This window comes from Nonomuraea purpurea (assembly GCF_042650645.1).
In the GTDB taxonomy this organism is placed as follows: domain Bacteria; phylum Actinomycetota; class Actinomycetes; order Streptosporangiales; family Streptosporangiaceae; genus Nonomuraea; species Nonomuraea purpurea.
This window is the reverse complement of the sequence record NZ_JBHSBI010000043.1, coordinates 1-25,555: the sequence shown is the minus strand read 5'-3', so window position 1 is coordinate 25,555 and position 25,555 is coordinate 1. Positions and strand designations below refer to the sequence as shown.

Genomic DNA, 25,555 nt, shown 5'->3' with positions numbered 1-25,555 from the left:
CAGGGTGGCGCGGCTCAGCTTCGGGACTCCTGTCGCGGCCCGAGCGAAGAGCAGGACAGTGGAGACGTTCCCGAAGCCGGCCTGAAACTACGCGACCTGGCGCGGTCAGACGGTACCCCCTACTCAAAGACCCTCAAGCGGAACCGAGACCGAACCGTTCGGCGAAGGCCGACATCTCATCGCGCTGCTGCTCCAGTTCCCCGGCGGCCAGGCTTATGACGGTCCGGGTGACGCCCTGTTCGGCCAGCTCCCCGACCTGTTCTGGGGACATGTCGCCCGTCCCCCACCGCGTGTACTCCAACGCCTGCGGATCACGTCCGGCCTCGATGGCGGCCGTGCGGGCGATGTCCAGTTGGGCCGCGCGTTCCTCAAGGTCGAGCATGCCGCCGGGGAAGTACCCGTCGCCGCGTCGCCCGGCGCGGCGCGCGGCCGCCCTGCTCGACCCGCCGACGTGGATCGGCAGGTGCGTGACCCCGGCGGGCTTCGGGAACTGGCACAGGTCGTCGAAGGCGAAGAACTCCCCCTTGTGGGTGACGCCGTCCTCGCCCCCGCCCCAGAGCAGGCGCAGCACGTCGATGGCTTCGTCGGCGCGGCGGCCTCGGACGGCGAAGTCGACTCCCGCCGCCTTGGCCTCGCCGGGCAGGGAGCCGAGCCCCACGGTCAGCAGCCGCATCCGTCCCTTGGACAGCACGTCGACGGTCGCCAGGCGCTTGGCCAGGATCACCGGGTGGTGGTACGGCAGCAGCAGCACGCCCGTCCCGAGCGTGATCCGCTGTGTGGCGGCGGCGACGAAGCCCAGGAGGTCGATCGGGTCGGCGTAGGGCAGCGTCGGCGGGAGTTCGTACGGGCCGACCGCGGCACCGGGATACAGCGCGATGTGCTCGGGCACGTACAGGGACTCGAAACCGCAGCCCTCGGCATGCCTGGCGAAAGCCGCGATCTTATCGGGGTCGACCCCCCAGAAGGCGGTGTTGTAGCTGATCCCGAATTTCATCTCACTCCTCCGGGCGGCGGACACGTGATCACGGCCACGTTAGAACCTTGACGCCGGTGTCAGGCAAACCGCTGCCCGGAAGTCCGGCAGCGACCGCTATGCTCCACGAAAGCGCTGGTAGAAAGGGTGTGGAAGGCTCCGATAAGCCACACACCCCAGAAAGGTCCCCATGCCGCTCTCCCCCGGCCCTTTCACCGGCCGTACCGTCTCCGGCCTCGCCCAGGACCTGCGCGAAGGGCGGACCAGCGCGGCCGAGCTGGCCAAGCAGGCGCTCGACGCCGTCGCCGAGCTCGATCCGCACCTGAACGCGTTCGTCACCGTGGACCCCGAAGGGGCGCTCGCCGCGGCGCTGCGGGCGGATGAGGAGCTGGCCGGAGGGACCGACCGCGGGCCGCTGCACGGCATCCCCGTCGGGGTGAAGGATCTCATCGACGTCGCGAGCCTGCCGGCGAGCATGGGGTCGCGGCACTTCGCCGGCCACGTCCCGGCGGCCGACGCCGAGTGCGTGACGCGGCTGCGTCGCGCCGGGGCGGTCGTCGTGGGCAAGACCACGACGCACGAGTTCGCGTACGGGCCCACCGGCGACCGCTCGGCGGGCGGCCCGTCACGCAACCCCCACGACCCGGCGCGCATGTCGGGCGGCTCCAGCGGCGGCAGCGCGGCGGCCGTGGCGGCGGGCATGGTGCCGCTGGCGCTCGGCACGGACACGGGCGGCTCCGTCCGCATCCCTGCTGCTCTGTGCGGGATCGCCGGGTTCAAGCCCGCTTTCGGGGCGATCCCCACGGGCGGCGTCTTCCCGCTGTCGCGCAGCTTCGACCACGTCGGCGTCCTGGCGGCCGACGAACGGGACTGCCTGGCCGCCTACGGGTGCCTGGCCTCGACCCGGCCGTTCGAGGGCGAGCGCCAGGTGCGGGTGGCCTGGCTCGACCCGGCCGAGCTGTTCGCGGGCGATCCGCGCGTGGTGGACGCCGTGCGCGGGGTGTCGGGCGCCCAGGACGAGGTAAGGCTGCCGTCCGGCGTCGCCGAGGCGCTGCAGGAGACGTACACCGTGATCCAGAGCTGCGAGGCGGCGGCCGTGCACGCCTCCCGAATGGTGCACGCGCCCGAGCTGTTCGACCCCGAGGTGCGCGAGCGGCTGCGCGTGGCCGGCGAGCTGCCCGGCTGGAGGTACGTCCAGGCGGTGGAGCGGCGGGTGGAGCTCGGCTCGGTGGTCGCCGCGCTGTTCGCGCACCATGACGTCGTCGCCCTGCCGACCGTGCCGATCACCGCTCCCCCGCTCCAGCAGCGCGAAGGCGAGCTGGACGGCCGGGCCTTCCTCGTGCGCGCCGCCCTGCTCGCGCTGACCAGTCCGTGGAACGTGGCCGGTCTGCCCGCCCTGACCGTGCCCGCGGGCACGGTGGACGGCCTGCCGGTCGGCCTGCAGCTCGTCTGCCGCCCGGGGCAGGAGCCCCTGCTCTTCGAGGCCGCCGCCCTGCGGGCTACCAGCGCCGCTTGACGCTCCAGACGCGGTCTGGCCTGTTGGTCATGATGCCGTCCACGCCGTACGCGATCAGCCGCCGGATGAGGGGCCGCCGGTTCGCCGTAGAGGTATAGACCCGCATGCCCCGATCGTGGACCTTGGAGATGTAGTCGGGGGTGAGCCCGGAATGCGGGAGGGTGATGCCCTTGGCGTACCCGGACAGCTCGTCGAGCTGCCCGAGGCCCGGCTTGCCGATCACCACGACGGGCACCTCCGGCAACATCCGGTGCAGCGCGCGCACCGCCTTCCAGTCGAACGCCTGCAGGACCAGCCGCTTGCCGCCCCACAGGGAACGGTTCTCCTGCAGCTCGGTGGCCACCCGCCGGTCGATGCCCGGGTTCAGCGGTGAGTGCTTGATCTCCAGCAGCAGTCCTGGCCCGCCCCCGCCCATGTTGTCCAGGGCCTGCTTGAGCGTGGGCACGCCCTCGCCTTGGTAACGCGAGGAGAACCATGAGCCCGCGTCCAGCCGTCTGATCTCCTCCAGCGTGAAGTCGGCGACCCGCCACGGGGCCCGCTCCGGGTAGACGTCCTCGACGTTGGTGGTGCGGTTCAGCGTCTGGTCGTGGATCAGGACGAGTTCGCCGTCGTTGGTCTGCTGGACGTCGAACTCGCACATGTTCGCCCCCTGCTTCCCGGACAGGACGCAGGCGGCGATGGTGTTCTCGGGCCCGTACCCGGCGCCGCCCCGGTGCGCGATGTTGTCGACGTTCGGCGCGGCCTGAGCGGGCCTCGTCATGAGGATCAGGGCGACGGTGATGACGACGCCGAGCAAGCGGTACATGTTCTTTCCTCCGGATTGGCCGCGTATCTGCAACCCGAACCCGACAAGTACGTCTATGTCGAGTTACGAAGAAAAGTGCCCACTAATACCCGCAACGACTGACCCGGACCGGCGTGTCGATCGCGTTCACACGAACTCTTTGTCACCTGCAAAGAGCCGCTTGAGCAGGGCCTCCGCCCCGCCCGCCGCGATCCCCGACAAGCCCGGCCGGTCCGTGGCCCCGCCGCGGGCGCGGCCACGGACCGGCTGTCACCGGACATCGCCTTGGTGATGTGCGTGTCGTAGGGGAAGCAGCGTCAGGCCGACGGCCGCAGCTTGTAGCGGATGGGCAGGTGCTTGATGCCGCCGACGAACGTCGTGGCGGTCCACTCGGGCTCGCCCGCGAGCTCGACGCTCTCCAGCCTCGGCAGCAGCTCGGCGAACAGCGCCTTCAGCTCCATCTTGGCCAGCGCCGCCCCCAGGCAGTAGTGCACGCCGAAGCCGAAGGCGAGGTGGCGGTTGGGGTCGCGGCCGATGTCGAAGGCGAACGGGTCGGTGAACACCTCCTCGTCGCGGTTGGCCGAGGGGTAGGACAGCAGCACCGACTCGCCCTTCTTGATCGGCACGTCGTGCAGGATGGTGTCGGCCGACGCCGTCCGCATGAACTCCTTGACGGGCGTGACCCAGCGGATCATCTCGTCGACCGCGAGCGGCAGCAGGCCGGGGTCCTCGCGCAGCCGGGCGAGCTGGGCGGGGTGCTCGATGAGGGCGTGGAGCCCGCCCGCGACCGTGGAGCTGGTGGTGTCGTGGCCGGCGCTGGCGATGATGACGTAGTAGGAGGCCGTGTCGATGTCGCTGAGCGGTTCGCCGTCCACCCGGGCGTTGGCGATGGCGGAGGCCAGGTCCTCGGTGGGGTGGGCGCGGCGGGCGGCGGTGAGGTCCTGGAAGTAGGCGAAGAAGTCCAGCAGCACGGCGAACTGGTCTTCCGCGCTCTCGCCGCGCCGGGTCTCGGCGTCCGCGCCGCCGAACAGCTCCTGGGTGAGCTTGAGCATGCGGGGGAAGTCGGACTCGGGCAGGCCGAGCAGCGAGAGGATCACATACAGCGGGTAGTGCACGGCGACCTGGGTCGCGAAGTCGCACTCGCCGCCGAACTCGGCCATCCGGTCGACGTAACGGCGGGCGAGCTCCTGGACGCGGCCCTCCAGGTCGCGCATGGCCTTGGGACGGAACCAGTCGGCGCCGATCGCCCTGATCACCCGGTGCTGCGGGTCGTCCATGTGCACCAGCGTCTTCAGCGCGATGCCCTGCGCCGCCTGTTCCCTGGCGAGCTTCTCGAAGGCCGCCTTGCCCAGGATCGGGCGCGGCTCGTTGAGCCACAGGGTGTGGTCGCGTTCGATCGCCATGATGTCGGCGTGCCGGGTGACGGCGTAGAAGGGATCGTATTCCGGTGCCTGCACGAGGTGGACCGGCGCCTGCCGGCGCAGCAGGGTGAGCGCGTCGTGCAGCCGCCTCTCGTCGGTGTAGGAGACGGCGTCGGCGAGCATGCGCCCCGCCTGCTCGATGGTCATGTTCATAAGGCCCCCCGGTTGTGGATGGTCATGACGGCAGCAGAATGGGCTTGATGGTCGTGCCGTTCGCGGAGTCGCGTTCGGCGTCGTTGATCTCGTCCAGCGGGTACGTGCGGATCAGGCGGTCGAACGGGAACCGGCCCTGCCGCCACAGCCCGATCAGGTGCGGGATGAACTGCTGGGGCACGGCGTCGCCTTCGAAGATGTAGCGGAGGCTGCGGCCGGCCAGCGCCATGGGCGGCACCGTGATGTCGCCGCCCACGCCGACCAGCCCGCAGGTGCCGCGCGGGCGCAGCACGGAGATCGCGGTACGCACCACGTCGGGCACGCCGGTGGTGTCGAAGGAGTGGTCGACCTGGCCGACGACGGCGGCCAGGGCGGGATCGGCGCCGTCGACGGCCCTGGTGGCGCCCAGTTCCATGGCCAGCTCGCGCCGGCCCGCGTGCAGGTCGACCGCGACGATCTCGGCGGCGCCCGCGACCTTGGCCGCCATGACCGCCGCCAGCCCGACGGGCCCGACGCCGAACACCGCGAGGCTGGACCCGGCGCGCACGTTCAGCGCGATCAGCACCGAGCCCGCCCCGGTCTGCAGGCCGCAGCCGAGCGGGCCGAGCAGTTCGAGCGGCAGCGACGGATCGACGGTGACGAGGTTGCGTTCGGTGGCGACGGCGTGGGCGGCGAAGGAGGACTGGCCGAACCAGCGGGCCGCGACCGGCCCGCCGTCCGCGTCGGTGGCCCCGGTCGAGCCGTCGGCGCGCACCCCGCTCAGGTTGCGCGCCATGAACTCGTCACAGTACGGGGCCGCGCCCGCCATGCACTGGCCGCACCAACCGCACGAGTCGTAGCTCATCACGACATGGTCGCCGGGCGCGACCCTCGTCACGCCCGGACCCACGGCCTCGACCACGCCCGACCCCTCGTGCCCGAACACCATCGGCGCCGGCAGTTCGGGCAGCTCGCGGAAGATCACGTCGGTGTGGCACATCCCCGCGCCGGCGATGCGGACCAGCGCCTCTCCAGGGCCGGGTTCGCCGAGTTCGACGTCCTCGACGGCGAAGGGCTTGCCGGGGTGGCGCAGGACCGCCGCTCGCGTTCGCATCTCAGTGCTCCGTTTCTGGGGCGTAGCCGACGGCGGACAGCACGAAGTCCACGGTCTCCTCGGCGTACTTGTGTTTGCGCTCGGCGAGGGCGGGCATCCGGCTGGCCGGGGTCGACAGGACGTGGTTGGTGAGGATGCCGGCGACCGCGTCGAGGACGAGCGCGGGCGACGTCCCCGCCGGGAGTTCGCCGCGTTCGATGGCGCCGACCACGATCGCGCGGCCGGCCACGATCCGCTCGCGCTGGAGCTCCTCCAGCGCCTGCCCGAACAGCTCGGGATAGACCTTCGCCTCGACCTGGGCGCGCAGCAGGACCAGGCCGTGGCGGTCGAAGTAGCCGTCGAGGATGGCGGTGGCCATCCTGACCAGGTCTTCGCGCAGCGGCCCCGGCCACTCCACCAAGGGCTGCCTCGGCCGCCAGCCCGACAGGGCGTCGACGATCAGCCGCTCCTTGCTGCCCCACCTGCCGTACAGCGCCGCCTTGCCCACCCGGGCCCTGCGGGCCACCACGTCGAGGCTGAACCCGGCCCAGCCGACCTCGGCATACAGTTCGAGCGCCGCGGCGTGGACCCGTGCTTCGAGGTCGGGGTCCGGCGGGCGACCTCGTCCTGTCATGAACGTCAGTTTGCCAGACGCCGGGACCCTGTCATGATCGTTGGGCGCCGGACGTCCGCGGTCATTCCGACAGGGCGCCGCGGAGCTGGGTGAGCACGGCGCGCAGGATGCGGGAGACGTGCATCTGCGAGATGCCGAACTCCTGGGCGATCTCCGACTGGGTCATGTTCCCGTAGAAGCGCATCAGCAGGATGTTCCGCTCCCGGCTCGGCAGCGCGTCGATGAGGGGCTTGACCGCGTGCCTGTCGAGCAGGTGGTTGAGCGAGTCGTCCTGGGCGGGCAGGAAGTCGCCGAGCTCGGCGGGGTCGTCGTCGCCGCTGTTGACGGGGGCGTCCAGCGACAGCGCGGTGTAGGCGGTGGACGCCTCCATGGTGAGCAGGACGTCCTCTTCCGACAGGCCCATCTTGGCGGACAGCTCGGCGACGGTCGGCGAGTGGCCGAGGGTCTGGGTCAGTTCGGCGGTGGCCTTGTTGAGCTCGATGCGGCGCTCCTGGTAGACGCGCGGCACCCGGATGGCCCACGTACGGTCGCGGAAGTGCCGCTTGACCTCGCCGACCATGGTGATCATGGCGTATCCCCTGAACTCGTGCCCGAGGCTGGGGTCGAAGCCGTTGACGGCCTTCATCAGCCCGACGTAGGCCGCCTGGCGCAGGTCCTCCAGGGGCTCACCGCGGTAGCGGTAGCGGCGGGCGACATCGGCGACCAGCCCCTCGTGCATCTCCACCAGGCGCTCGCGAATGCGCACGGCGTGCAGTTCCGAAGTACCGGGGTCGGCCAGCTCGACCAGGAGGTTCTCGGCGGTGAGCTGCTCGAATGCGAGATCCAGGACAGGCATGTGCTGCTCCAAACTGTGCAAGCGGCCCCTGCCCATGAAATAAAGCCCGTGCAGAGGCACGCCTCGTTCGCGTGAGGCGAAGCCCTCTGCTGGACTTCAATGATCAACAATGCCCGCTGATCGCCGTCCTTCACCATCCAGGAGGTAACAAAATTGTTACGGCCAGCTGGGCAGGCCCGCCGCGACGTGGACGGGCGCTCTCCCCCTACTTGATGACGCGCCCGACGAGCCGGCCGCCGTCGACCGGGACGGCCAGGCAGTACAGGGCCCTGAAGCGAGGCCAGTCGCTCTCCAACGGAATGAGCCCGTACACGGTGACCTCGTCCTTCCTCGACGGCACGTACCGCATCAGCGGCGTGCACTCCTCCCGGACCAGCCGGTCCAGCGTGACCGCGCCCGGGTACGGCCCCCTGGGCGCGATGTAGGTGGTGGCGAACTCCGCCGCGTGCGGCTGGTCACACGGCACGACCGTCACCGAGAAGTCCGTCGGCATCGGGTCGATGCAGTCGCCCGGCCGCAGGTCGGTCGCGTGATACCGCACCGCTCCCGGGTGGAGTGTGCCGGGCGGCGGCACGGCAGGCGATGCGACGGGCGGGGCGACGGACGGGGTGCCCGCGCAGCCCGCAAGGGCGATCGCCAGCACGGCGGTCGCCGGTAACGCTCTTTTCATGGCGCCGGATCGTGGCAGCCGCAGGTCACCGGATGGTCGCGACCAGTATGCGGCTCGGAACCGAGCGTCCCGACACCCCGGGGCCGGACCGACGCGGACCGGGTACGGCGGGATGAAAAGATCAGAGTCTGACATGAGTGAAAGGCACCTGAGATGGCTCCAAGCATCGCGACCGCGCGCCGCGTAGACCTGCCCGAACTGCTCGACTTCCTCCGCCCGAGGCACCACGGCCTGCTCTCGACCACCCGCAGGGACGGGCGGCCGCAGCTCTCGCCGGTCTCGTGCGGCGTCGACGAGGGCGGCAGGATCGTGGTCTCCACCTATCCCGACCGCGCCAAGGCACGCAACGCCCGGCGCGACGAGCGGGCCTCGATCTGCGTGCTGTCCGAGGAGTGGAACGGCCCGTACGTCCAGGTCGACGGGCGCGCCGAGGTGCTCGACATGCCCGAGGCCCTTGAGGCGCTGGTCGAGTACTACCGGTGCATCGCGGGCGAGCATCCCGATTGGGACGAGTACCGCGAAGCCATGCGCCGCCAGGACAAGTCGTTGATCCGCCTCCACATCGACCAGTGGGGCCCCATCGCGACCGGCGGTTTTCCCGCGCGCCTGGTCTCCGAGGAGTGACGAGGCCGGAAAGGCGTAACCCGCCGGGCCCGGGCGGGATCAGGGGATGACGTCAGCCACGATCTTGACGGAGTCCTTCCCGCACGTGGAGAGCCGTCCGGTGGTGCTCGCCTGGGCGGCCGAGTTGCTGGCGCACCGCCACCCCTTGACCGTCGCGATCCCGGCGCTGCCCTGCTTGGGGGTGTCGCTGCGGTAGTAGGCGCGAAAGACGCTCATCGCTTCCTTGCAGTCGACGCGACCGGCGCCAACCGCCACCACGGCCAGCGGGCCGTCGTTCAACGGCTGGACCTCGCCGCACACCGTTCGGGGCCCGGCCAGCGCAACCGACCTGCTCGGCGACGAACTGGGCGACGCGGAAGCGGGCGGGTCGCTCGGTTCCTGGCTGGGAGAGACCGGGGCCGGCGGGTCGCTCGGCTCCTGGCTGGGTGTCGCCGGGGCGGGCGATGTGGGAGGGGGCGAGGCGGCAGACACCGGGCCGCCGCCGCATGCGGCCGAGGAGAACAGCAGTGACAGTACGCAGGCGGCAACGCGGAAACGCACGAGAAAACCTTACAAGCTCGACATTCTGACCCGGCGCAGTCTCTCACGTGGCGGCACAGCCCATGCGCACGCGCCCCGTCGGCTTCCGTCGCGGAATCGATTCGCGTGAAGAGGATCGCGGCCTTCGGGCAATCAGCGCTGATCGTTTCTCGAGAAAGGCGCTCCATGCATGATCCCGCACCTGCGAATGGTTGATGAGACGACGGACGCGTCGGTCATCGCCAGGTCACGTCACGACCCCGAGTCGTTCTCCGTGATCTTCGATCGGTACTACGGCGCGATCCACCGGTACGTGGCCGCCCGGCTCGGGACCGCCGCGGCCGACGACGTCGCCGCCGAGACGTTCCTGGCCGCCTTCGACCAGCGCGACCGCTACGACCCGGCCTGGCCGCAGGCCAGGGCCTGGCTGTACGGCATCGCCACCAACCTGATCGGCCGCCACCGCCGCGACGAGATCCGGCTCTACCGGGCCATGAGCCGCTCCGCGGGCCGCGAGGAGGAGGCGGGCCACGCCGACCGGGTCGCCGACCGCGTGTCCGCCGAACGGCTCAGCCCGGAACTGGCGCGCGGCCTGACGGCGCTGGCCAAGGGCGATCGGGACGCGCTGCTGCTCGTCTCGTGCGCCCAGCTCAGTTACGCCGAGGTCGCGCACGCCCTCGGCATCCCGGCCGGCACGGTCGGCTCGCGTATCAACCGGGCCAGGCGCAAGCTGCGCACGGCCTTGGGCCCCACGGCAGAGGAGGCAGTGAACCATGAATGAGCTGCGCGAGCGGCACGACGCGCTGCCGGAGCCGTCCCCGGAGAGCGTGGCCAAGGCCCGCGCCCGCCTGATCGCCCACATGGCCGAACCCGCCGCGCGCCCCCGCCGCGCAAGGGCCTTGCCCCGCTGGGGGTTCGGCCTGGCCGGGGCGGCGGCCGTCGCGGTGCTCGCGGTCGGCGTGCTGCGCCCCATGACGGCGACCGAGCCGCCGAATCAGCAGCCGGGCGCGTCGTCGTCGCGGACCCAGGAGTTGCGGCTGCGTACGGTGGCGAGCGCCCAGGACCTGGCCGACAACGCCGCGGCCCTGGCGGCGGCCGAGGACGACCCCGCGCCGTCCCCGCACCAGTGGGCCTACGTCAAGAGCCGCAACGTCCAGACCCGCGTGGACGGCGGCGAGTGGCTGACCGGCTCCCCCAAGACGACCTCGGTCCATGAGATGTGGCGCCGGGCGGACGACCGGCGGTGGGCCGCGATGGAGGACGGCAAGCTGAAGACGTACGACGAGTCGGAGTTCGAGGTGAGCTACCCGTTCCTGTTGTCCCTGCCCACCGACCCCGGCGCGCTGCTCGACCGGATCTATGAGGCGGTCGCGGAGGAGGGCGAAGGCCGCCCCGACGCCCCGGCGCCGAGCGCTGCCGCCGGCCCGGCGCCGAGCAACGACTACCGGCATACGCGGGCCTTCCAGCTCATCGCGCAGGGCATGCGCGATGCGGCGCTGCCCGCCAGGCTCCGTGCCGCCATGTACGGGGCGATGGCGCGGATCCCCGGCGTCGAGTACGAGGACCGCGCCTCCGACCTGGCCGGGCGCAAGGGCGTCACCCTCTACCGGATCCACCAGGGTTACCTGCGGGACGAGATCTTCATCGACCCCAAGTCCTACGCCTACCTGGGCTACCGCACGATCGTCGTCCGCGACCACGACGAGCGTTACGACGAGGCCAAGAAGGGCGAGATCAGGAACTGGGACGCCCTGCTGGAGGCGACCGTCGTGGACAAGGTGGGCCGGCGCTCCTGAGGTCGCCCTCCGCCGCGGGTCCGGTCACCAGGGCATGCGGTCCCGCGGCGGCGCAAGCGAATCAGCTCAGGCGGGGGGTGTCGGTGGGCAGGATGGTCTGGCCGGTGACGAAGTCGGTCCACAGGCCGAACTTGAGCTTCTCACCGGGCTTGGCGGTGGTCTCGGCGAAGCCGATCGTCCGCCCCTGGTGCCGGCGGGTCGCGCCGAAGCTGAGCTGGAAGCGGGTGGTGCCGGCGCGCTGCTCGGGCGGGGTGTCGTTGGGCGGCAGGATCTCGTCCAGCGCCCACGTGTAGTCCTTGCTGTAGGGGCGGGAGACCCGCTCAAGCGTCTGCTCCAGGATGACGCCGTTGCCGGGGATCACGACCAGCACGCCGGGCAGCTTGCCGATCTTGGTGTTGACGGCGAAGACCTCCTGCGGCTCGCCGGTCGGGAACTCGCCGCGCCCGCTGCCCACGTGCGAACCCTTGGGGCAGGCGTTCACGCCGTCCTTCTCCACCACGCTGCGCGCGCAGATGGGGAAGGCGCCGGGGTTGAAGCTCACGGAACGGTCGAAGAGAAAGACGAACCGGCGGGCGCCGGCCGGGATCTGGCCGGTTTCCGCGCGGCTGCGCCGGTCGAAGTCCACGGTGACGCTCCGGCCCTGCCCCTTGGCGGCGGTCACCGTCAGCGAGTCGATGTTGCGGGTGCCGTCGACGTCGGGCTCGTGTGGGCGCTGCGGTCCACCGGGTGCCGGGTCGACGGGCTCGGCGTCCGCCAGCGCGGCCGGGGCGAGCGCGGCCAGGGACAGGAACGCGGTGACTGCGGTCAGGGCGATCCGTACCTTCACAGTTGTCTCCACAGAGTTGATCAACGAGGTGCGGGACCAACCCAACCAACAGCCCCCGAAAAACCACGTAAAGGTGGGTGCGCGCCGCCGTGCTGGAGGCGCTCGCCCGGGTGCCGGCCCCATCCGCACCCGGGCGAGCACGCACCCCGGCCCCGCAGGCTCCCGTCACGGAGCTGTGAGGTCCACTTGGCCTCTCAGCGTTGGACGTTCGGCCTGGCGCGGATCAGGCGGGTCTCGCCGGGACGCAGGGTCGCGCTGTAGGAGGAGGCCACGGTCCCCTCCGAGGCGCCCGACCACAGATTCGTGACCGCGGCGGGGCCGCTGAAGCCCACCTGCGACCAGGTGACGCTCACCGCGGAGTTTCCCGACGTGCCGGTGTTGTAGAGCGCCACGATGTAGTCGCCGTTCGCCTCCCGCTTGCGCCAGACCTGCTTGACGCCGCTGTTGACGACCCGCTGCGCGGCGACGCCGTCCTGGTTGACCGCGATCAGCCGGTCGTTCTTCAGCATCGTCAGGTCCACCGAGGTGAGCGCGGTCAGGTCGGTGCCGAGCAGCAGCGGGCTGGCCGCCATCGCCCAGTGCGTCATGTGCGAGCGGCGCTGGTCGGCGGTGAGCCCGACCTGGTCGCCGTTGCCGATCTGCAGCGAGTCGTAGTCGTTCCAGCCGCCCGGCCCCGCGTACTGCTGCCAGGACGCGGCCGAGTTGAACCGGCTCGACACGTGCGACCAGTCGGTGAGCGGGAAGCCGCTGCCGTTCGGCCCGGAGCCGCAGTAGCACTCGACGTCCCCCTGGGTGCGCCAGCTGTTGGCCAGCCGCCGCCAGGTGGTGGCCTGCGCGATCGGCAGGTTGTTGGACAGCGCGAAGGTGATCGGCCGGCCGGTCTGGCGCAGCGCCCGGTCCCACGCCTCCACGTCGGCGACCGTGCTCGCGTCCGCACCGTCGATCTTGAGGTAGTCGACGCCCCAGGACGCCATCTGGTTCGCCCAGGAGTTGATGAACGCCTGCGCGCCCGGATGGGAGTACTTGAGCCGGTACATGTTCTTGCAGTTGTAGTTCTTGTGCGTCTGCGAGGTGTCCGCGATGTCCTGTGCCCGGTACGAGGTGCCCTCGACCGGCGTGTTGGCGGTGACGGCGTTCTTGGCGATGCCGGGGGTGACGTAGAAGCCGAACTTCAGGCCCTTGCCGTGCACGTAGTCGGCCAGCGCCTTGATCCCCGACGGGAACTTGGCCGCGTCGACCGCCCACCGGCCGTAGGAGTCGACCATGAAGCCGTCCGCATCGCACTTCTGGTAGAAGTCATCGAGGTTGACGTGGACGTAGCCCTTGCCGGCCAGGCCGCTGCTGACCAGCGCGTCCGCCTGGGCCTTCATCTTGGTCTCGTCGGGCCAGCGGCGCACGAAGCTCCAGCTGCTCCAGCCCATCGCGGGCCGGATCGACAGCCCGTTGTCCGAGGCGGCGGCCGGGCCCGAGGGCACGACCAGGCAGACGCAGCCGAGCAGCAGCGCCGCCGCGAGTGACGCTCTCATGACATGCCTCCTGTCTCGACACCGTCGAGGTTCGGGGTGGCGCTCGCGTACTGGCCGCCGACCCACGCCTCGTCCACCCGCCAGCGGGCCACACCGTGGTGACCGGTCTTGGTGAGGCGGACGTACCGGGCGGTTACAGCGGTCAGGTCGATGAACTGCACGCCGCGCGCGTTCGGCACGGTGCCGGTCTTGACCGCGCTCCCCCAGTTCGACCCGTCGTCGCTGACGTGCACCTGGTAGCCGGAGATCCGCGCCGAACCGGACGACGGGTAGACGGTGGAGTCCTCGCGCTGGTTGACCGCCAGGTACTGGATGCGCTTGGCCGAGCCCAGGTCGAAGGTCAGCCGTGCGGGCTCGGCCGCGTTGCTGTCCCAGTAGGTGAGGTAGTCGCCGTCACCGGCGGCCGAGGCGCCGTGGCCGCTGGTGGAGGAGCCGGCCGAGAGGGTGACGCCCGCGTGGATGCCCTGCCGGCCGCCCGAGATCACCTTGAAGACCGTGTCGTACTGGTCCCAGCTCGAAATGCCGCTGAGGGTCAGCGTCCCGCCCGACTGCGTGAACGTGACGGGCGCGCCGGTGCGCAGGTTCGTCACCGAGGTGATCCGGTAGCCGTTGTCCCGCAGCGAGAGCGTGCTGCCGGACGGCGGCGTGATGACGTGGACGTAGTGGCGGTTCGGGTTGTTCTTGGCGATGGTGGTCACGCCGTGGGCGCCGTCGTTCCAGAAGCCCGGTTTGAGGCCGCCGTACATGTAGCCGCCGCCTTCTGTGCCGCCGAGCGACTCCCAGATCGCGTCGAGGTAGGTGTTGGCGAAGTTGTTGAACGACTCCTGCGCCGGCGGCATCCGCCCGGCCTTCATCGGAGTCTCGGCCATCAGCGCCTTGACCGACGAACCCGCGTTGGTGATCAGGCGGCCGAGCGTGAGCTTGCGGTCCACGGCCTGGTCGGAGCCGCCGTACCACCAGGGTCCGCCGGTGGGGAGCTTGAAGTCGGCCTCAATGAGCCGGGGCGCCGCCGTGTAGAGCGCCTGCGGGTAGTCGTAACCGGGCGTCATGCCGGTCTTCTGCTCGTTGCTGATCATGTCCATGATCGGCGTGTCTTCGTTGTTGTTCGAAATCGTCATGTCGGGGCGCTGCTGGTAGATCTTGGCGTAGAGGTCGTTGCGCTCCCAGTAGGCGTTGTCGTTGTCGATCCAGAACCCGGCCAGCTTCGGGTAGCGCCTCATCTGCTCGAAGAACTGCAGGTAGCTGAACTCGCCGAACCCGTCGCGGGTGGTCAGGTCCACGGAGTGCCCGACGTAGTTCGAGAAGGCCGCGGAGTCGAGCCACGACCCCGACGACAACCCCTCGTTGTACCACTGCGGGTCGTCGGTTATGTAGTGGATGACCTTCAGCCCCTGGGCGTCCGCGGCGTCGATGAGCTCGCCGAGGAAGTCCCGCGTGGTGCGGCAGGAGCCGGGGATCTGCGACGGGTACGGGCGGGCGTACCCGAGCCGGCTGTGGAAGGTCGCCAGCACGATGTACTGGACGTGCAGCTTCTTGGCCTCGTTGACCCAGTAGCCGGGGGTCCAGCCGCCGCCGGTGACGGCGTTCTCCCATGAGCCGCAACTGGTGTGCGCGGGCGAGGTGCGCATGCCCCAGTGCAGGAAGAGGCCGCCGATGGAGGCGCGCAGGAAGGCCTGGCGCGGATGCTGCAGGTCGGCCCTGGCGGGCGCGGCGACCAGCAGGCCGACAACGAGGGTGAGCACGGCGATGAGCGCGGTGCGGGGTGCACGAAACATGTGCGGCCTCCTTACGGGCCGGTGACGGAGAAATGGTCCGGGTTCGGTCCGCCGTCGGTGGTGGGCGGCGGGCCGTCGTCCGGGGTGAAGACCGGGTCGCTGGAGATCGCCACCCGGTCCAGGCGGGCGCCGTCCTCGCGGTAGGCGAAGGTGACGGTGTGGACGCCCGCGCTCAGGTCGTAGGTGACGGGGACCTGCGCCCAGTGCCAGGCCGTGCCGAGCGGGATGTTGTTCCAGTTCGTCCACGTGCCGCCGTCGGAGCGGACCCAGAAGGAGTCGTCGCCGTCGGTGGCGGCGATCACCCTGGCCCAGACCTTGAAGGTGCCCGGGCGGGCGACGTCGAAGGACAGGGTGGCGTGGCCGGTGGAGGGGGCCGACGACTTGCTGTCGTTGCCGGAGGCCACGCTGACGTACGCGCCGCCGGACGCGACCGGGTCCTGGAGGACCCGCATCGGCGCCGTCACCGTGCCCGACTCGGCCTCGCCGTACAGGCTGACCGGCCGGCCGGGGACGGGCGTGGAGTTCGTGGCGCGCACGCGCAGCGCGCCACCCGAGGTGGTGGCGCCGGTCACCGAGTAGCCGGTGATGCCGCTGACGCCCACGTCGTAGGCGCTGCCGGAGCCGCGCTGGGCGGTGACGTCGAGGGTGACGTTCGAGCCGTCGTCCACGATGAACGCCGGCCGGTCGTCGTTGTCCTCGAAGCGCACGGCGGAGCCGTTGCCGACGCTCAGCCCCTGGACGTGCCTGGCCCAGAGGCCGAACGCCGGGCGGGTGCCGTAGTCGCGCGGCGGGTAGGTGGTGAGGAACTCGCCGGGCACCCGGTTCGCGTCAGAAGCGGGGTGGTCGCCGGGCACGGTCAGCCTGACGTTGTCGAGCGTGATGTCCGGGCCGATGTCGACCGCGGGCGTGCCGGTGATGGTGCTGGTCAGCTCGGACCCGCCGGTCGTGCCCGACGGCTCGGGCGCGGTCAGGTTCACGCCGGTGACGTCGGTGAGGTGGATGTTCCTGATCCGTCCCGCGGGCGGCGAGCCCGGGCAGCGGCGGCGCTCGCCGATCTTCATGAAGATGGGCGTCGTCGTCTTGGTCAGCGAGATGCCGGTGTAGTGGACGTCCTCGATGATCGCGCCGTCCATGGAGACGATGCCGATTCCGGCCTTGCCGCCGCCCAGCACCGTGATGTCGTCGAAGCGGATGTCGCGGAAGCTGCCGCAGGTCTCCGAGCCGAACTGCAGGGCGTTGTTCTCATGGGAGTAGACCGTGGTGTCGCGGACGCGGATGTTCTGGCTGGTGTAGGTGTGGCCGAGGGCGTAGTCGCTCTTCAGCACGATGCTGTCGTCGCTGGACTCGATGCGGCTGTTCTGGACGGTGACGTTCCAACTGTTGATCAGGTTGATGCCGTCGCGTACGCCCTCGTCGGCGTAGTACGTCTTGAGGTTGTCGATCATGACGTCGTGGCAGCCGTTGAGCAGGGCCATGAAGTGGCCGCCGCGGCGGATCGAGATGCCGGTGAGGCTGACGTTCGCGCACTCGATGAGGGCGATGGCCTTGTTGGCCGCGCCGGACGGCGGCGAGTTGCTTGTGGACAGGTTGCCGTCGCCGTCGATGGTGCCCGAGCCGGTGAAGTGCACGTTGGAGACGCCGCGGCCGACGAACAGCGAGTTGTTGAAGTGGCTGTGGCCGAAGTCCTGGTAGTCGTCGTACTGGTTGGACTCGGGGGCGTCCATGCCGCTGCCCGCCGCGCGCACGGTGGCGCCGGAGTCGAGGCGGATCGTGACGTCGCTCTTCAGGTGGATGGTGCGGGAGCGGTAGGTGCCCGAGGGGAAGACGACGACGCCGCCCTTGGCCGTGCCGGCGGCGTTGATGGCCCGGTCGATCGCGTCGTCGTCGTTGGTGGAGCCGTTGCCCGTGGCGCCGTAGTCGCGCACGTTGAACTCCGCCTGCGCGCTCGCGACCGGCGCGGCGAGCGCAGAGGCGGGGACGGCGGGAGCAGGGGCGGCGAGTGCGGGGGCGGGAACGGCGAGGGTCAGCGCGAACGCCCAGGCGGCGAGACGGGCGCGGGCCGTGGCGGGCGCCGGCGGCAGCACGGCGCCCGCCCGCATGGGGGCGATCAGAGCGCCTTTGAGCACGGCCCTTCGAGAAGGAGGCATGGGGAGCTCCAAGGGGGGGATCCGGCGCGTGCGCGCCTGCCTGGCCGCCGGCGGCAGGGGGTGGCTACTGGATGGCGGAGCGGCGGATCGTGTCGGCGGAGCCGTCGCCGTTGTTGTCGGAGTTGGTGGAGCCGAACCAGATGGCGTTGGCGCCCGGCACCTTCTCGACCGCGCGGAGCCGGCCATAGGTGCCGTTGAAGTAGGAGTTGACCGTCGAGACGTTCTCACCGTTCAGCACGATGCGCCACAGGCGCTGGCCGCGCAGCGCGCCCATGAAGATCGTGTTGCCGACGATCGCGATGCCGCTCGGCGAGGCCTCGGAGACGCTCCAGGTCTGCTTCGGGTTCGTCATCCCCGACGTGCTGCAGGTGCCCTCGCATGTGGGCCAGCCGTAGTTCTTGCCCGGCTGGATGAGGTTGAGCTCATCACGCGAGGAGTTGCCCAGCTCCGACGACCACAGGCGGCCGGCCGAGTCCCACGCCAGGCCCTGCGGGTTGCGGTGGCCGTAGCTGTAGACGCGGGTGCCGAACGGGTTGCCCGGGGCGGCCGCGCCGGTCTTGGTGATGCGCAGGATCTTGCCGTTGAGCGAGTCCAGGTCGGGGGCGTTGCCGGAGGACTGGGCGTCGCCGGTGGTGAGGTACAGGTAGCCGTCGGGGCCGAACCTGATGCGGCCGCCGTTGTGGTACCTGTTCTTGTCGATGCCCTGCAGGATGCTCGCGTAGCCGCTGAGCGCGGTGCCGTTGAAGCTCATCTTGGCGACGCGGTTGCCCTCCGAGGCGGTGTGCATGAAGAACACCTCCTGGTCGGTCGTGCCGTTCCAGGTGGGCGAGAAGTCCAGGCCCATCAGGCCGCCCTCGCCGCCGGTGGTCTGCACGTTGGGCACGGTGCCGACCTGCGTCTTGGTGCCCGACGGGGTCACCTTGAACACCCGGAAGGTGTCGCGCTCGGTCACCAGCGCGTACGTGCCGTCGGGCGCCCAGGAGATGTCCCACGGAATGTCCCAGCCGCCGGCGACGTTTGCCGGCGTCTGCGGCACGCTCCCGCAGGCCGACGTGGTGAACGACGCGGACGGCGAGCTCGGCGTGGAGAGCTGGTTGACCGTGTCGCGCGCCACGACGTGCACCTGGTACGTGCGCGCGCACTCCAGCGGCACACTGGCCGTGGTCGCGGGCGGGGTGCCGGTGACCGTGGCGAGCACGGCGCCCGTGGCGTGGTCGCGGACGAGGTAGGCGCGCACGCCGTTGTCGTCGGTGGAGGCGCCCCAGGTCACGGTGGCCGAGGTGGCCTGCACGCCGCTGACGGTGGGCTGTCCCGGCTGCGACGGCGGGTCGTCGGCGGGCGCGGGCAGCGTGCGGCAGTTCGCCTCGGGGCTGCTCAGCGACACGTTGCCGGAGGCGTCGCGGGCGAACACGGAGAGCTGGTAGGCGAAGTCGGGGTTCAGCCCGCTCAGCCGGTACGGCGACGCGGTCGCGGTCGCGATCTGCTGCCCCTGGTGGTAGATGTCGTAGCCGACCACGCCGATGTTGTCGGTGGACGGCGACCAGTCCAGGGTCAGGGCGTTGTGCGCGAGGTCGGAGCACGTCGGCTGGCCCGGCGCGGTCGGCTTGTCGGTGTCGCCGGGGCCGCTGACCCGCAGCCGGTCGAGGTTCGGCCCGCCGCCCTCGGTGGTGGAGGTGGCCCTGACCGTGTTGCCGCCCGCGTCGAGCGTGGCGTTGAGGCTGACCTCGCGCCAGGTGGTCCATGCGCCGGTGCCGGGGAAGGACACGGTGATGGTGGTCCCGTTGACGTCGATGGTCATGGGCCGGTCGGCGGTGGTGCCGTTGGCGTAGCGGAAGGTCAGGCTCTGGACGCCGGCGCCGGCGGCGCTGACGGCGAACTCGACGGAGGAGCCGACGACGTTGTCGTAGTTGACGAACCCGGAGCCGGTGAAGCCGGCGTGGTTCGACTCGACGACGCCCTGCGAGATCGTCGCGGACTCCGCCTGGTAGTCGGTGAAGCTCGTGGACTGCACGTCGGCTTCGAGGTAGTCCCAGTTCGGGTTGCCGCCCTCGCCTGTGGCGGTGGCCCTGACCGTGTTGGCGCCCGCGACGACCTGCGCGGTCAGCGTGACCGTGGTCCAGGCGGTCCAGGTGCTGGTGGCGGGGAAGGAACGGGCGGGGGCGACCGTGGCGCCGTTGACCGCGATGTCGCTGGGCCGGTCGGCGCTCGTGCCGTTGGCGTAGCGGAAGGCCAGCGTCGCGGTGCCCGCGCCGGGGGCGTTGATCGTCCACTCGACGTACGAGCCGGCGACGTTGTCCCCGTTGACGAAGCCGGTGCCGGAGTAGCCGGCGTGGTTGGACTCCACGGCTCCTTGGGAGATCGTGGCGGTCTCGGCCTCGTACCGGGTGGGTGCCGCGTTCGCCGGGACGGCTGTCATTCCCAGGGCGAGTAAGCAGGCGATGGCGCAGGCCCGGAACTTGCTGAAGATCATCGGGCGCTCCTGGCTGAGAGTGATGCCTTGAGTAAGAAAAGTGGAGCTTCCAAACGTTTGTCATAAACCCGGATGGGCGTCAATAGTTGGAACGATCCATATTTTAGGAAACTTTCCTAACCTGTTGTGGTCGATACATCGGATGAAATCGACCCGTAGAAAGGGCTGAGCCAGGAAACACGCCGGAATAGCGCAAAGAAGATCGGACCCATGAGCCGCCGGTCGTGCTCGTCCGAACCGGCGGCGCGTCATCACAGCTCGTCAGACCCGGGGTGATACATGGGGCGGGCCGCTGATTCTACAACCGGTTGCCGCCCGCTCAGCCCTTCGTCGCACCCCCGGTGAGGCCCTTGACGAACTGCTTCTGCAGCAGCAGGTAGAACACCAGGATCGGCAGGGTGGCCAGGAACATGAGGGCGAACATGCCGCCGAAGTCGGCCGCGTACTGGCCGAGCGACTTGTACACGCCGGTCATGATCGTGGTGCCCTCGCGAGGTCCGTAGATGATCAGCGGGTTGATGAAGTCGTTCCAGATCCACACGCCGAGGAAGATCATCACACTCGCGGTGGCGGGCCGCAGCAGCGGGAAGACGATCCGCCAGAAGGTCTGCCACCGCGTGGCCCCGTCGATCGCCGCTGCCTCCTCCAGCTCGCGCGGCACGCCCTTCATGAACCCGGAGAAGACGAACACCCCGAACGGGACGTAGTAGCCGACGTTGAACAGCACCAGACCCTGCAGGGTCGACATCATCCCGAACGACTTCAGCACCTGGGTGACCGGGATCAGGATGACCTGCGGCGGGATCATCAGCCCGCACAGCAGCAGCACCATGATGGCCCTCGGCCACCAGCCGCCGTGCCTGGCCAGGTAGTGGCCGAGCATGGCCGACAACACCGTCAGGATGATGATCGACAGGGACGTGACCAGGACGCTGGTCCGCAGCGACGACCAGAAGAGGCTGTCGGGGCCCGTCAGCACGCGAACGAGGTTGTCCATGGTCGGGGGCGAGGGCAGCGACATGACGCCGCCGGCGACCTGCCCGCTCTGTTTGAAGACGTTGATCAACGCGATGTAGAGCGGAATGGCGAAGATCGCGCCCGCTGCCAGGGCCACCAGCGGACGCAGCCACGGCACGCTGGAACGGCTCACAGTTGCACCTCCCTGCGCTGCAGGATCCGGAGCGTGATCACCGACAGGGCGGCGATGACGATGAGCATGACGACGGCCTCGGCGGAGGCGTAGCCGATCCTGTTCTCGACGAAGCCCTCCTGCAGCACGACGAAGGCCACGCTCGCGGTCGTGCCGGTGCCCGGCCCGCCGTTCGTGATGACCTTGACGTGGTCGAAGAGCTTGAAGGCGGAGATCAGCAACACGACGGTGTTGATGGTCAGCGCGGGGGCCAGCAGCGGCCACGTGACGTTCAGGAAGCGCCGCACCGGACCGGCGCCGTCGATCGCGGCCGCCTCCGCCAGCTCCTGCGGCACACCCTGGAGCCCTGCCAGGTAGACCACCACGCAGAAGCCGAGCATCTGCCAGCAGACGATGGACGCCAGTGAGTACAGCGCGATGTCCGGGTCCGACAACCACCCCGGCGGCTCACGCACGCCCAGGGCCCTGAGCGCCTGGTTGATCGGGCCGTCGTCGGCCAGGATGCGCGTCCAGATGACGCTGATGACCACCGAGCTGATCACCATCGGGGTGAAGAAGACGCTGCGCAACGCGTTGTAGAGCCAGCCGCGCCGGTCGAGCAGGGCCGCGATGGCCACGCCGAGCACGTTCGGGACGATGACCACGATCAGCGTCAGGATCGTGGTGACCCGCAGTGAGTTCAGGAACGTCTCGTCCCGCAGCAGCAGCTCGTAGTTGCGCAGCCCGACGAACTCGGTCTTCGGCCGCAGCAGCGCCTGGTTGGTGAGGCTGTAGCCGACGCTCAGCACGATGGGCGCCAGCACCAGGCAGAGGTAGACGAGCGTGCCCGGCGCGGCGAAGGTCAGGAAGTGCCACAGGCCCGGCCACCTCCGTCGCCTGGCGCGGCTCCCTCGCGCCGCGGCGCCGGCGTGGCCGGGTCTGCGTTCTGTGGTGCCGACGGCCATCAGCCGCTCTTCTCCCATTCCGTGTCGAGGAACGAGAGCACCTGGTCGACGTTCTTCTTGCCGCTGACGAGGTCCTGCGCGGACGACCAGAACTTGCCCTGCATGCCGGGCAGCATGGCCGCGTCGCCCGCCTCCCAGCCGAAGGCGGGCACGGTCGCCTGCCGGTCGAGCGCCTGCTGCCACAGCTCGTACACGCTCTTGAAGACCGGGCCGGTGTCGGACGGCGGCGTGTACCCCTTGATCGCGGGGAAGAGCGCGTCGGCCTTGACCGAGGCGTCCAGGTTCTCCTTGGTGAGCTGGAAGGCCAGGGCGAACTCCTTGGCCGCCGCCATGTTCGCGGCCGTGGCGCTGACGGACAGGCCGCCGCCGGTGAACGCCGGCAGGCGCAGGCTGCCGTCGTCGCCGGGCCAGGCGAACACCCCGATGTCGGCCTTCATGTCCGAGGCGTCGGCGGCGGCCGCGAACCAGCTCCCCATCGGGTACATCGCGCCCTTGCCGCTCAGGAACGCCTCCTGGGTCTTGGGGTAGTCCTGGCCGATCTGCCGCCTGTCGAGGTAGCCCTTGGCGGCCAGGTCGGCGAACTTCTGGGTGGCCGCCTTCATCTCCGGGGACGTCGCGAACCTCACCTCGCCCTTGCGCCGCCTGCTCATCCAGTCCGGCGCCTTGGCGTACAGGTCGGTGGCCAGGGCGGCGGTCCAGGGCTGTGAGGTGACGAACGCGCCGCCGCTCACGAACGGCGTGATCCCCGCGGCCTTGAGCTTGTCGGCGGCGGCCAGCAGTTCGGCGTACGTCTTGGGCGGCGCGGCGATGCCCGCCTTGGCGAAGAGCTTCTTGTTGTAGTAGACGTTCGGGATCGTCTGCGTGTTGGCGGGGAGCTGCACCACCTTGCCGTTGACCGCGCCGCAGGCCGGGCAGAGGAAGTCCTTGAGCTCCTGTTCGGTCCACGCGGCCAGGCTCGGCTCCAGGGCGGTCAGGTCCTGCATGCCGATCTGCACGTCGGGGAGCTGCCCGGACGCGGCGAGCTGCTTGGCGTAGTCGTTGCGCTCCGACTCCGAGGGGGCGGCGACGAGCTCCACCTCCAGGTTGGGGTGCGCCTTGGTGACCAGGTCGACCTGGCCCTTCCAGTACGACTCCGGCAGGTTCGGCGACGGGAACACCAGGAACGAGACCTTCTGCTTGCCCCCTTCCGAGGCGGGCGTGCTCGGTGAGCCGCCGGCGCAGCCGCTCGCCACGAGGACGACGGCCAGCGCCGTCGCTCCCCTCTTCACGAACATCCGATCATTGCTGGGCCGCCGATAGAGGGCGGGCCGATTCGCGCGTGTGCTCATGTCCCATCTAAAGGTAGGAGGATTGTGGTCTCAGGTGCCGCCTGTCGTGAGCTGGACGACGTTCGACGGGGTCCCGTAGCGGAAGGCGCGCACCCGGTAGGCGGCGCGCCGCTCCTCTGGCAGGGTGATCAGGCCGAAGGCGTTGACGTCGGGGTCGAGGGCGGCCACCACGCGGAAATCCCTCCGGCCCTCCGGCCGGTTCTCCAGGAGGAAGCCCTCCTCGTCGCCGGTGCGGTCGGTCCAGGTGAAGGCCACGCCGTCGGCCTGTTTCACGGTGGCCTTGAGCTCGGCAGGGGCCGCACGGCCGCTCCCGGTGGGCAGCGTGCCCGGTGGCCCCGTCCTGATCGTGCGCGGCTGCGACCAGCCCGGCCCCGGCGGCGGGTGCGGGCCGTCGCCGAGCGTCACCTCGACCGGCGCCGAGGCCCGGCCGTAGTAGGGGCGCAGGCGGTAGTGGAAGGTGGTCTGCGGGATGAGGTCGGGGTGGGTGTAGGCCGTCTCCCCCGGCGGGAGGAAGGCCAGGATCGTGTAGGGGCCCTGGGGTGCGGTGGCGAACTCCAGCACGTGGCCGGCGGCGGCCGGGTCGCGGCCGGTCCAGCGCAGCGCGATGTCGGTCGGGGACGTGAGCGCGGCCTCCAGCCGGACGGCCCCGCTCGGGGCAGCCGCGTTCGGGGGCTGCGGCCCCGCGGCGGGAGCGCCCGAGGCTCCCGTCCCGGGGGCAGCCGCGTTCGGGGGTGCCGTTCCGAGGGGAACCGGGTGAGGGGCCGAGCAGCCTGCGGCGAGCGCCAGCGCCAGCAGCGGGGGCAGGACCCGGATCATCGCCACCAGACCACCCCACCCCTCATCGGCGCGCGCTACTTCCGCCAGAACTGGACGCCGCTCCACTGGACCGTCGCGGGCCCCTGCCCGCTGCTGGTCCGGTAGGCGCCGAACTTGTCGTAGAAGTCCCCGCTCTCGCTGGACACCGTGTGCTTGAGCGAGCCGTTGATGTAGGTCCGATGGGTGCTGCCCACCACGTGGACGGTGTTCACCCGGACCGTGGTGCCGACGGTCGCGCCGGTGGCGATCGTGGTGCCGCCGTGCACGGCGTACAGCCGTCCGCCGCGTTCGACGGCGAGCATGAAGAACGGGCCGGTCGTCTTGAACGTCTGCTTCAGGCTGATCCGGCTGCCCTCCAGGCTGGTGATCCTGAAGCTGCCCTGGAACTGGCGGGTGCCGCTGGAGTAGGTGGCGTAGCGCCGTTCGGCCCGCTGGTCGCCGCTGTCGGTGGAGCAGGTCAGCGTGAACGTCAGATCGTTGACGTCGCCGCAGCCGCGTTCCTGCACGTTGAACGTCGGCGAGTACGACGTCCACGGGCCGGACTCCACGGGATCGGCCGCGGCGGGCAGGGCGGGGGCGAGCGCCAGCAGCCCGGCTGCCGACGCGCCCGCGAGGCGTAATCGCATCAGTCCTCCCGAATTAGTAAAGTTCTTTCTTATTCGGATTCATAGGACCACTCTGGCTCACCGCTCGTCAAGGGATCCAGTGAAGGAGCCCCTTGACGGCACCCTTCAGCTGCGATAGTCGTCGGATGTCTGAGGAAGTCGTCCTGCTGACCACCCCCGCCGAGGGAGCGATCCTGTGAGACTTCGAGCCCGAACCGCCGCCGTGACCCTGATCCTGGCGATGATCGCCGGCCTGATCACGGCTCCCGCCGTCAGCGCCGAGGTCGAGCATCCGCGCCAGCAGTGGTTACGAGACTCCACCGCGGGCCTGTTCCTGCACTGGGGCATGTTCACCGCACCCCGCCACCTCGACTGCGCGGCCTGGGAGCGTGACGTCACCGAGGGCGGCTGGAGCGCCGACTACTGGGTCGACGAGGCGCGCAAGCTCGGCGCCTCGTACATCGTCCTGGCCACCTTCCACAGCAGGCTCGGTTACGCGCGCCCGTGGCCGTCCGCGATCCCCGGGAGCTGCGCCACGAAACGGGATCTTCTCGGCGAGTTGGTGAAGGCCGGGCAGGCGAAGGACGTCCGGATCATCCTCTACATGACCGACGACCCGCAGTGGCACAACGAGCAGGGCGTCGAGACGCTCGACTCGGCCGCGTACTCGGCCTACAAGGGACGTCAGGTCGACCTGACCACCCGTCCGGGCTTTGGCATGTATAGCTATGACCTGTTCTTCGAGGTTATGGAGAAATATCCGGACCTGGCCGGGTTCTGGATCGACAACGACAACGAGTACTGGGAGCAGAACCGCCTCTACGAGCAGATCAGGGAGCGGCGGCCGTCCTGGTTGCTGAGCAACAACAACGAGGACACCCCGATCATGGACACGGTCAGCAACGAGCAGAAGACCGGCATGACCCCCTCCTACGACTACCCGCAAGCCGCATGGACCCCGATGCCCCGCC

The 25,555-nt window shown here is 70.2% G+C and carries 23 protein-coding genes; 5 read left to right on the top strand and 18 right to left on the bottom strand.

Annotated elements, in window-relative coordinates:
• Positions 1–133: 133 nt before the first annotated feature.
• The gene (locus ACFOY2_RS49515) at positions 134–994 is read right to left on the bottom strand and encodes a TIGR03619 family F420-dependent LLM class oxidoreductase (protein ID WP_379535146.1); all 861 of its coding nucleotides are present in this window, start codon (positions 992–994) and stop codon (positions 134–136) included.
• Between the two features lie 169 nt (positions 995–1,163).
• On the opposite strand from ACFOY2_RS49515, the gene ACFOY2_RS49510 reads away from it, so the two are divergent.
• Complete coding sequence (locus ACFOY2_RS49510; protein ID WP_379535145.1) at positions 1,164–2,489, top strand: amidase; 1,326 nt, start codon at positions 1,164–1,166, stop codon at positions 2,487–2,489.
• On the opposite strand, the gene ACFOY2_RS49505 is transcribed toward ACFOY2_RS49510, so the two are convergent.
• The 6 genes from ACFOY2_RS49505 to ACFOY2_RS49480 all read right to left on the bottom strand — a co-directional run bounded on the left by ACFOY2_RS49505 (position 2,473) and on the right by ACFOY2_RS49480 (position 8,058).
• Complete coding sequence (locus ACFOY2_RS49505) at positions 2,473–3,294, bottom strand: glycerophosphodiester phosphodiesterase (RefSeq protein ID WP_379535144.1); 822 nt, start codon at positions 3,292–3,294, stop codon at positions 2,473–2,475. The two genes, ACFOY2_RS49510 and ACFOY2_RS49505, sit on opposite strands and share 17 nt — an antisense overlap.
• A gap of 296 nt (positions 3,295–3,590) precedes the next feature.
• Positions 3,591–4,847, bottom strand: a complete 1,257-nt coding sequence (locus ACFOY2_RS49500; RefSeq protein WP_379535143.1) for a cytochrome P450 — start codon at positions 4,845–4,847, stop codon at positions 3,591–3,593.
• Positions 4,848–4,869: 22 nt separating this feature from the next.
• Positions 4,870–5,940: an NAD(P)-dependent alcohol dehydrogenase gene (locus ACFOY2_RS49495; RefSeq protein WP_379535142.1), complete on the bottom strand. Its 1,071-nt coding sequence runs from the start codon at positions 5,938–5,940 to the stop codon at positions 4,870–4,872.
• A gap of 1 nt (position 5,941) precedes the next feature.
• Complete coding sequence (locus ACFOY2_RS49490; RefSeq protein WP_379535141.1) at positions 5,942–6,553, bottom strand: TetR/AcrR family transcriptional regulator; 612 nt, start codon at positions 6,551–6,553, stop codon at positions 5,942–5,944.
• A gap of 61 nt (positions 6,554–6,614) precedes the next feature.
• Positions 6,615–7,388, bottom strand: a complete 774-nt coding sequence (locus tag ACFOY2_RS49485) for an RNA polymerase sigma factor SigF (RefSeq protein ID WP_379535140.1) — start codon at positions 7,386–7,388, stop codon at positions 6,615–6,617.
• A gap of 205 nt (positions 7,389–7,593) precedes the next feature.
• The gene (locus ACFOY2_RS49480; protein ID WP_379535139.1) at positions 7,594–8,058 is read right to left on the bottom strand and encodes a hypothetical protein; all 465 of its coding nucleotides are present in this window, start codon (positions 8,056–8,058) and stop codon (positions 7,594–7,596) included.
• 153 nt (positions 8,059–8,211) lie between these two features.
• Between ACFOY2_RS49480 and ACFOY2_RS49475 the strand changes: the two genes are divergently transcribed.
• Positions 8,212–8,682 carry a PPOX class F420-dependent oxidoreductase gene (locus ACFOY2_RS49475; RefSeq protein ID WP_379535138.1) on the top strand — a complete coding sequence of 157 codons (471 nt, stop codon included), beginning with the start codon at positions 8,212–8,214 and terminating at the stop codon, positions 8,680–8,682.
• Positions 8,683–8,721: 39 nt separating this feature from the next.
• Here ACFOY2_RS49475 and ACFOY2_RS49470 read toward each other — a convergent pair whose 3' ends face one another.
• Positions 8,722–9,222: a hypothetical protein gene (locus tag ACFOY2_RS49470; RefSeq protein WP_379535137.1), complete on the bottom strand. Its 501-nt coding sequence runs from the start codon at positions 9,220–9,222 to the stop codon at positions 8,722–8,724.
• A gap of 169 nt (positions 9,223–9,391) precedes the next feature.
• On the opposite strand from ACFOY2_RS49470, the gene ACFOY2_RS49465 reads away from it, so the two are divergent.
• Both ACFOY2_RS49465 and ACFOY2_RS49460 read left to right on the top strand, forming a co-directional pair.
• Positions 9,392–9,982: an RNA polymerase sigma factor gene (locus ACFOY2_RS49465; protein WP_379535136.1), complete on the top strand. Its 591-nt coding sequence runs from the start codon at positions 9,392–9,394 to the stop codon at positions 9,980–9,982.
• Positions 9,975–10,997 carry a CU044_5270 family protein gene (locus tag ACFOY2_RS49460; protein ID WP_379535135.1) on the top strand — a complete coding sequence of 341 codons (1,023 nt, stop codon included), beginning with the start codon at positions 9,975–9,977 and terminating at the stop codon, positions 10,995–10,997. Before ACFOY2_RS49465 ends, ACFOY2_RS49460 begins: the two co-directional genes overlap by 8 nt.
• A 61-nt stretch (positions 10,998–11,058) precedes the next feature.
• Here the strand turns inward: ACFOY2_RS49460 and ACFOY2_RS49455 are convergent, their stop codons facing one another.
• From ACFOY2_RS49455 to ACFOY2_RS49410, 10 genes are all read right to left on the bottom strand, one after another.
• A complete protein-coding gene (locus ACFOY2_RS49455; protein ID WP_379535134.1) occupies positions 11,059–11,823 on the bottom strand; it encodes a hypothetical protein in 765 nt (254 codons plus the stop codon).
• A gap of 194 nt (positions 11,824–12,017) precedes the next feature.
• The gene (locus tag ACFOY2_RS49450; protein ID WP_379535133.1) at positions 12,018–13,349 is read right to left on the bottom strand and encodes a glycoside hydrolase family 27 protein; all 1,332 of its coding nucleotides are present in this window, start codon (positions 13,347–13,349) and stop codon (positions 12,018–12,020) included.
• A complete protein-coding gene (locus ACFOY2_RS49445; protein WP_379535132.1) occupies positions 13,346–15,124 on the bottom strand; it encodes a discoidin domain-containing protein in 1,779 nt (592 codons plus the stop codon). Before ACFOY2_RS49445 ends, ACFOY2_RS49450 begins: the two co-directional genes overlap by 4 nt.
• A gap of 11 nt (positions 15,125–15,135) precedes the next feature.
• Positions 15,136–17,271 (bottom strand): glycoside hydrolase family 28 protein, encoded by a 2,136-nt coding sequence (locus ACFOY2_RS49440; RefSeq protein ID WP_379535131.1) that lies wholly within the window; start codon positions 17,269–17,271, stop codon positions 15,136–15,138.
• Between the two features lie 64 nt (positions 17,272–17,335).
• Positions 17,336–19,741: a PQQ-dependent sugar dehydrogenase gene (locus tag ACFOY2_RS49435; protein WP_379535130.1), complete on the bottom strand. Its 2,406-nt coding sequence runs from the start codon at positions 19,739–19,741 to the stop codon at positions 17,336–17,338.
• Positions 19,742–20,060: 319 nt separating this feature from the next.
• The gene (locus tag ACFOY2_RS49430) at positions 20,061–20,891 is read right to left on the bottom strand and encodes a carbohydrate ABC transporter permease (protein ID WP_379535129.1); all 831 of its coding nucleotides are present in this window, start codon (positions 20,889–20,891) and stop codon (positions 20,061–20,063) included.
• Positions 20,888–21,835, bottom strand: coding sequence for a carbohydrate ABC transporter permease (locus ACFOY2_RS49425; protein ID WP_379535128.1), 948 nt, complete (start codon positions 21,833–21,835; stop codon positions 20,888–20,890). The genes ACFOY2_RS49430 and ACFOY2_RS49425 overlap by 4 nt, the downstream gene beginning before the upstream one ends.
• Positions 21,835–23,103: an ABC transporter substrate-binding protein gene (locus ACFOY2_RS49420; RefSeq protein WP_379535127.1), complete on the bottom strand. Its 1,269-nt coding sequence runs from the start codon at positions 23,101–23,103 to the stop codon at positions 21,835–21,837. The genes ACFOY2_RS49425 and ACFOY2_RS49420 overlap by 1 nt, the downstream gene beginning before the upstream one ends.
• Before the next feature lie 90 nt (positions 23,104–23,193).
• Complete coding sequence (locus tag ACFOY2_RS49415; RefSeq protein WP_379535126.1) at positions 23,194–23,985, bottom strand: fibronectin type III domain-containing protein; 792 nt, start codon at positions 23,983–23,985, stop codon at positions 23,194–23,196.
• A 29-nt stretch (positions 23,986–24,014) separates the two neighbouring features.
• Positions 24,015–24,605: a hypothetical protein gene (locus ACFOY2_RS49410; RefSeq protein ID WP_379535125.1), complete on the bottom strand. Its 591-nt coding sequence runs from the start codon at positions 24,603–24,605 to the stop codon at positions 24,015–24,017.
• A gap of 175 nt (positions 24,606–24,780) precedes the next feature.
• Here ACFOY2_RS49410 and ACFOY2_RS49405 point away from each other — a divergent pair.
• Positions 24,781–25,555: alpha-L-fucosidase (locus tag ACFOY2_RS49405; RefSeq protein WP_379535124.1), on the top strand; the 775-nt coding region annotated here is incomplete at its 3' end.